The organism is Pedobacter agri PB92 (assembly GCF_000258495.1).
In the GTDB taxonomy this organism is placed as follows: Bacteria; Bacteroidota; Bacteroidia; order Sphingobacteriales; family Sphingobacteriaceae; genus Pedobacter; species Pedobacter agri.
The window spans coordinates 1-6516 of sequence record NZ_AJLG01000225.1 but is presented as its reverse complement, the minus strand read 5'-3'; the positions used below and the strand labels follow the sequence as shown (position 1 = coordinate 6516).

General features: G+C 37.9%; 7 protein-coding genes. All 7 read right to left on the bottom strand.

The window, feature by feature from the left end; translation table 11 throughout:
• Positions 1–143: 143 nt before the first annotated feature.
• The 7 genes from ON09_RS21515 to ON09_RS21485 all read right to left on the bottom strand — a co-directional run bounded on the left by ON09_RS21515 (position 144) and on the right by ON09_RS21485 (position 6473).
• On the bottom strand, positions 144–356 hold the full coding sequence (locus tag ON09_RS21515; RefSeq protein WP_010603139.1) for a hypothetical protein: 213 nt from the start codon (positions 354–356) through the stop codon (positions 144–146).
• Positions 350–715, bottom strand: coding sequence for a VRR-NUC domain-containing protein (locus tag ON09_RS21510; RefSeq protein WP_010603138.1), 366 nt, complete (start codon positions 713–715; stop codon positions 350–352). Before ON09_RS21510 ends, ON09_RS21515 begins: the two co-directional genes overlap by 7 nt.
• Positions 716–1127: 412 nt before the next feature.
• Positions 1128–1436 (bottom strand): hypothetical protein, encoded by a 309-nt coding sequence (locus tag ON09_RS21505; protein WP_010603137.1) that lies wholly within the window; start codon positions 1434–1436, stop codon positions 1128–1130.
• A 22-nt stretch (positions 1437–1458) separates the two neighbouring features.
• Positions 1459–3975, bottom strand: coding sequence for a bifunctional DNA primase/polymerase (locus ON09_RS21500; RefSeq protein WP_010603136.1), 2517 nt, complete (start codon positions 3973–3975; stop codon positions 1459–1461).
• Positions 3972–5438 (bottom strand): DEAD/DEAH box helicase, encoded by a 1467-nt coding sequence (locus ON09_RS21495; protein ID WP_010603135.1) that lies wholly within the window; start codon positions 5436–5438, stop codon positions 3972–3974. Before ON09_RS21495 ends, ON09_RS21500 begins: the two co-directional genes overlap by 4 nt.
• Positions 5435–5734, bottom strand: coding sequence for a hypothetical protein (locus ON09_RS21490; protein WP_157259046.1), 300 nt, complete (start codon positions 5732–5734; stop codon positions 5435–5437). The genes ON09_RS21495 and ON09_RS21490 overlap by 4 nt, the downstream gene beginning before the upstream one ends.
• A gap of 181 nt (positions 5735–5915) precedes the next feature.
• The gene (locus ON09_RS21485; protein ID WP_010603133.1) at positions 5916–6473 is read right to left on the bottom strand and encodes a hypothetical protein; all 558 of its coding nucleotides are present in this window, start codon (positions 6471–6473) and stop codon (positions 5916–5918) included.
• Between the last annotated feature and the right edge of the window lie 43 nt (positions 6474–6516).

The window sequence follows — 6516 nt, the reverse complement described above, 5'->3', positions numbered from 1 at the left end:
GTACGACGAAATTGAGTGACAATATCTCTTGCCTGCTCTGGATTGTTTTGGGAGAATACCCGCCCGATGATAATGTCTTGGTGCATAGCGTTGAATGCTGATTTACAAAGTTATTCAAATTATGCATAATTGCATAAAAATTGTCAATTATTTTTTATTTCTACTAATTTTAATGGGATGGGTGGGTATTTGGTGATTGCAGTATAATCCTGTACAAACCCAATTGAATGTCCGTACAAATCGATGTAATCGAATGCTGCTTGTTTGAACAACTCCGGATCTTTCGATTTGGTTAAGGGAATGATTGAACCTGGTGTTAAGTTGTCGAAGTAATCGATCTGCGCCTGACTTAACATAGGTTGAACTCCTTATTAATTACCTCAACGGTTTCCTCGTAGGACCAGCAGACATAAACTTTATGACCCAATGAACGCCATAGCGAATGAATTTCTTTCTGTTCGGTTGATACCACGCCCCCATTTACTTTTAGCTCAATAGCAAAGAATCCATTATCTCCCAAGCATATCAGATCAGTTATTCCTTTGACTACACCTTGCGCTCTTAATTGAACTGCTTCTATCTTATTTCTGCTCCCTCCGTTAGGAACATGAAAAATTCTCCTACGCGTTACCGGATGATTATTCCAGAAATACTGAAAAACAGCAGCCTGCATTGCCGCTTCAGAGGTGAAGGTTAATGGTTGTTCTGAAAGCATACTTTTAATGTGTGGTTACAATATACGAATAATATTCAAAATATGCAAAAATGAATAAAAGCGTAACAAAGCGGTAACAGGAAAAGTGGCTTTAAATATGTTTTAAGGCAATTGTTACGATTGTACGGTTTTTTTATCCCTTTACAGCATTATAAATATTATGTATTAAATTATAAAATCATAATCTATTAAGTTATTTAGAGTTGCTTACTATTAATTTTTATTTTCTATATATATTAAATTAAAAAAAAATCGTAAAACCGTAACAGTAATATAAATATGACCCTCATCCATAAATAAAAGCAGATTTTAGTGTTACGTTTTTTGTTACGAAGTGTAACGATTATTAAAATAATGATTACAAAAAAAAGCCGCTAAAAGCGACTTTCGATGGCGATGGTAAAAAACTTGATTAGCTTATGGTGGTCATGAATTCATAAGTTACAGTTCGTCTATTGTGTTCGATAAGGTCAACAGATACCAATTCAAATATGCAGTCTCCATCTTCTTTATATCCAATGAGCAATGATTCAGGCGGATCGTTCTCGAACATCACCTGCGACTCCAAATCAGCCAAAATTGCAAAAGGAGATAGATATGGCTCATAAGTATTACTTGTAGACTCAAGAAAGTAATCAATATTTAAGATTCTCAAATGATTATATTCACGATGTACTTCTCCGTTAGGCCTGGCAATTGTTTTTAATTCTCTTATCTTCATAATCGAATTTAGCATTTTCTTTTTAAAATGGTAGAGTTTCTTCGTCTTGCACCGTTTCATGTCCATCTTTGAAAAACACCCTGCACTTAGTGAGTTTGTGGGCTATTCGTTTAGGTACATCCTTTTTAAAGTGCATTCCATTTTTTTCACTGTAGGCAATGATGGCTGCATTAAGTTTAGTTGAAGATGGCCAAAAATGCTTTTGGATATTATTTTCGTTAAAATGGGATTCCATATTACTTTTAAAAGCATCGTTGGTAACATAACCATTAATTACCCACTCATCCCAATATTCTAAAATGAATGGCGTAGCGTTACCATAGGTTTGCTCCCACTGTTTCAGCCACCCTGTATCAGTTAACTCTCCAGCGTGAAGCTTGTTACCGCCCTGCATCCACTTTTGAATTGAATTAGCGATAAACGTATCAAATCCTGCATAATCGTCCTCTGTCCATCCATTCGGGAAGTGACAACCGAAATGCACATCTAATCCTCCTGCAAGTGTAAAAAAGTTAGTAAACTCTAATGGGATGATACGTCGTTTTAGTCCGCCATCTGATGATTCATAACTATAGTTGGTTTGAACTATGAATTTTGGCGCATCCTTCACATCAACCTCTACCTCATCCTTGAATAATTTCTTCCAGATAAATGATCCTGTAGCAGGTTCTTTAAGGAAAAGAAAATCAAAATTTTTGGGTACATCGGAAATACCAAATATCTTTTGTCTGTCCCATGATTGGAAAAACTTCTCATCAAACTTTGCTTGAGCACCAGGTTTACTGGTATAGGTAGTTGTGAGTTTCAAAAGATTACAGAAAACATTTTTACCAGATCCACCACCCTGCTTTGGGTCTGGACATTGTTCGGTTAACACGATTATAAAACCGGTTGTTTCATCTTTATACTCATGGCTTAGATATCCCATTACCTTACTAGCCTGCTCAAAATCATTAACGGCAAGTCTTAGATATTCTAAAAATTTTCCTCCTTCAGCTTTTTTGTAGTTTCGAGGTTGTATTTTATGTTCCCAAATCAAATAGGGAAAGTCGTCGTAATCATTAAAAGATATATCGTCTGCAGTTATGGTTAGATACCCATTCTGGTAGAACTTAAAACAAATATCCTTATCATCGGTAAGAACCAATGATTCGTCAAGTTTTGCCAAACGCTGGATTGTAAACTTACCGTTTTTCTGAATGAAATTTTCGTAGATATTGCAAAGATGTTCATATTCATCAGCATCTTCTTCATGTATATAGGCTTTCATTTCATCCTGATAATACCGCTCATCAACATGCTTAATGGTGAATCCGTCAATTTTGACAAGGTCACCGTCAAAGTATCGAAAACCAAGCATTTTGGAGACATAGGTTAATGCTTCCCTGCTAACTGTATATTTTTCCTCGTCAACATCGTATTTGATAAAAACATCGTATGGATGATCTTCTTTCAGTTGTTCGCTTACACGGATATATTCTGCATGAGCTTCAACTGAAAAGTTTTTAGGCAATGCTTTCTTTGCTGATGCCTGATGTTTAACAACCTGCTGCTCAATAGATGGCTTAACAGTGCCAAAACCTAGATCAACAAGATGCCTGTATAATTTTTTTGTATCGCCAGCAAATTGAAGTTTGAGCAACACATCAACTGGTTTGTAGCCTTTATTTTCATCAAAATCAGTTGAGCTAGTAAATGCCCAGAAAACACGATGCTCAGAATGGAACGAACCGGACACACCCTTATCTTTATCGGGCCGGGTGAAGTAAAGATATTTTGCGCTGTGACTGATATGGTTTTTCCATCCGTAAGCATTTAGCAATTCAACAATATCACCGCGGTTATTAAAATCATCAAATGGATTTTCTGAATAGTAATCAAATTCCTTTTTGCTTGCCTTAACTGTTGACTTAACCTCAATAAGCTCATTTAATGAGCGGCAGATATTAATAAGATTGCAACGATCATCCCAACTTATTAATGGTATTTCATTATCTGCATGAACACCATATCCCATAGAAGGCGGACATAAAATATAACCAGCCTCACCTCTTGTTTCAAGGAAGTTATATGTTTTGCTTTTAGGTCTTAACGCAAGTTCCTCCTCAGTAGCATAGCGTCCCGCAAGTTTAACGTTGCCAGGGAAAGCGGATGGTGGATTAGCAACACGATAAAGTAAATGATATCCACCAGATGGAGTTTTATGGATCCTTAGTTTTGCGAAAAGTTCGGGAAAACCTTTTTCCATTAAAGTGAAAAGAGTACCTGCTACACCTTCCTTGTACTTTACATCAACATCGATGACCTCAAGGTAACCGCTTATTTTACCACAAATTATTGCGATGGCGGTGGTATTTCTCCCCTCCATTTCACGCCACAACTCATCTTTTGTTATAATTTTCGATTGATATTGCTTCCAAAGGTTGTACGGTGTTTTGGCTTCACGATCTCCTTCTTTCTTATCCCGTACCGGTATAAGCGAAACTCCATCAGCCAATAAATCTTCTACCTGGCTCCAAACTTGTGATAAAGTACTCATATTCTAAAATCTTGAAATTGTAAATCCCCGCCCATTTCTCTCTGAATGTATGCCCAGTTTTGTTTGTAACCCATTGCTTTGCCGTAATCTTTAAGATAACCCTCTCGCTGCTCTTCAAGCGCCCTAGCTACTCTGGCTGCCAATGGCTTTTTATTTTTAAGGTTAGCAAATAGCGCTAATTCTTTGGGCTCTAGTTCGCTAAGCCTCTTACCTTCTAAAGGTGCTAACCTGTTCGTTACATCTTGAGATATGCCAATTTCTGGTATTACTTCTTTTGCGGGTATTTCATAGCCGCACCATTTGCATACTCTCGCGGCAATAAAGATCATGCTTTCACATTTCGGGCATAATATCATTGGCGTAACAGAATCATCCTTTTTCTTTTTTAATTTAGCATTCCACATTTTATCCCATGGATGAGGATAGAAATAAGATTTGTGACGATCGAAATTGGATCCATAATCCCAGCATCGAAAAAACATGCCTTCCTTTTTCCTATCGGCACGGAACAACATTTGAAGGTATATGATTAGACTGGTCGTTGCTCTGTATAGCACAATACTATCAACCTCCGGATAATCAAAACCCGTGGTCATGTTACCAACGGTAATGATGATATTTGTTTTATCAAGTGTTTTAAACATCGCAACCTGGTAATCACTATCCTTTCGTTTGCTATGGTTAATTGAGCATCTGTAACCCTCGTTGACCATGCGCTCATAAACTTCTTCAGCATGTTCGATTGATGCGCAAAACATCATACATTTATTGAACGGTTCGCTGTTGAGGTCGTTGAAAAGTTCCTGATAATGTTCTTCAGTACCGAAAAACTTTCGCTGACTGGCGGCGGTAAATTCTCCATTTCTTTTCTCCAGCTTATCAGTTGCCTTGCCGGATTTTCGCTGTATGTGCTGGTAATCACAAAGTATATTGTTGTCAATAAACCATTGAACTGGATGAGTAGTTACACAATGATTGTAGAACAATGGTAAATGCTTAGCTTGACGAAAATCGGGTGTTGCGGTAAAACCTAAACGAACTCCATGTATTAATTTATTAAGAAGGTTACTGTAACGACCGCTGTGGCATTCATCAATAATAATGTAAACCGGGCATTTAAGTTTGTTGAACTGTTCGTAGATCAATGGCCTTCCCTCTAACGTTTGCGTCATAGCAACATAAAACTCGCCTTCCTTAATATGAATATATTTTGGAGTTTTATCGTTTATACCGATTGCTTTGGCTTCGTCAAGGTTTTGACCATAAACATTTTTGCGTTCGGTAAGTATAAGTGTTACACCACCTTTATTGCAAACCTGCGTACCGATGTAAACGAAAGTTTTCGTTTTACCTGTTCCACCTGGAGATTGTCCTATAACGTGCTGATGCTCTTTTGAAGCTATAGCCATATCTTTTACAAATTGCTGCTGATAGTCCCAAAGTGTGTAGTTCAGGGTTCTCATGAAACCGCCTCCATCTTTCTGATTTCGAGGTATAATCTCCAGTAAACAATATTCTTATCAATGCCGGTCAAGCCTTCTATAAAACCTGATGAGCCCTTGGCCACGTCGATATAATCAACATCCTGAGTGATGGACCATATACGCAACCGAACTTCTCCTGCATCAGGAATAGTACTTTTTCCTACAAACTTTACGTATTTACCACAACTATTACATATCTGTTTGATGTGTGGGCCTGAGTAAACGAATTTTGATTCATCCCGCGCTCCGCAGATACCGCAGGTATGAGGTCTCATTAATTCCATAAAATGTTTCTTTTAACAAAACCCACCCCTGTACAAAAATGGCCGTCAAGCATTACCAAATGGGATCTGGTAGTATGTACAGGGATGGAATTTTGAATGTCTTTAGTTCGGGTGACGGCCGCTTGGTAAAGGTAATATTATTTATTCAAATTATGCAATTTTGCATAATGTTTTACCTGTTTAAATATTTTGCTCTTACAGCCTCAGCATCCTGATCAGGTCTGATGTAAACAGTAAGCTTAGGGCTGATGATCAAAGGGATCTTCCCATCCAGCGAGCTGTTAACTATTTTCATGGGCTTAGCCTCCTTAACTACTTTACCCATCTTTTTCACTTTGGCCGTTTGTGGTTTGCGTGGTGGTTTGGGCTTAGCATTAAATATTTTGTGGTGGGTATACGTCATGTGTTCTTTCCTACGCTTATCCACACGCAACCCTGCTTCTCTTTCTGCTAAACGCTTTGCCTTTGCCTTTTCGTTCTTTTCATCTTTGCGTTTCCTATCTAATTGTTCTGGAGTGAGGTTAAGGAAGGTGACAATTTTATCATCAATTGGCTGACCTCTTTTAGTTCGAATATATTCCCGCATCTGCTTCTTCCTGGCTTCGGTAAGTCTCGAAATGTTGCCGGCGGCAAGTTTACGCTTAATTGTGTCAAGCTTAAGTTTTTCATTTTGCATGCGAACTCGTTCTCTTTGGCGGAATGCCGCCTCTCCCATTGGTAGTTTTTTCATTTTCTTAAAACTTTATTCTCATGAGCCGTGTTTCAAGCGCATG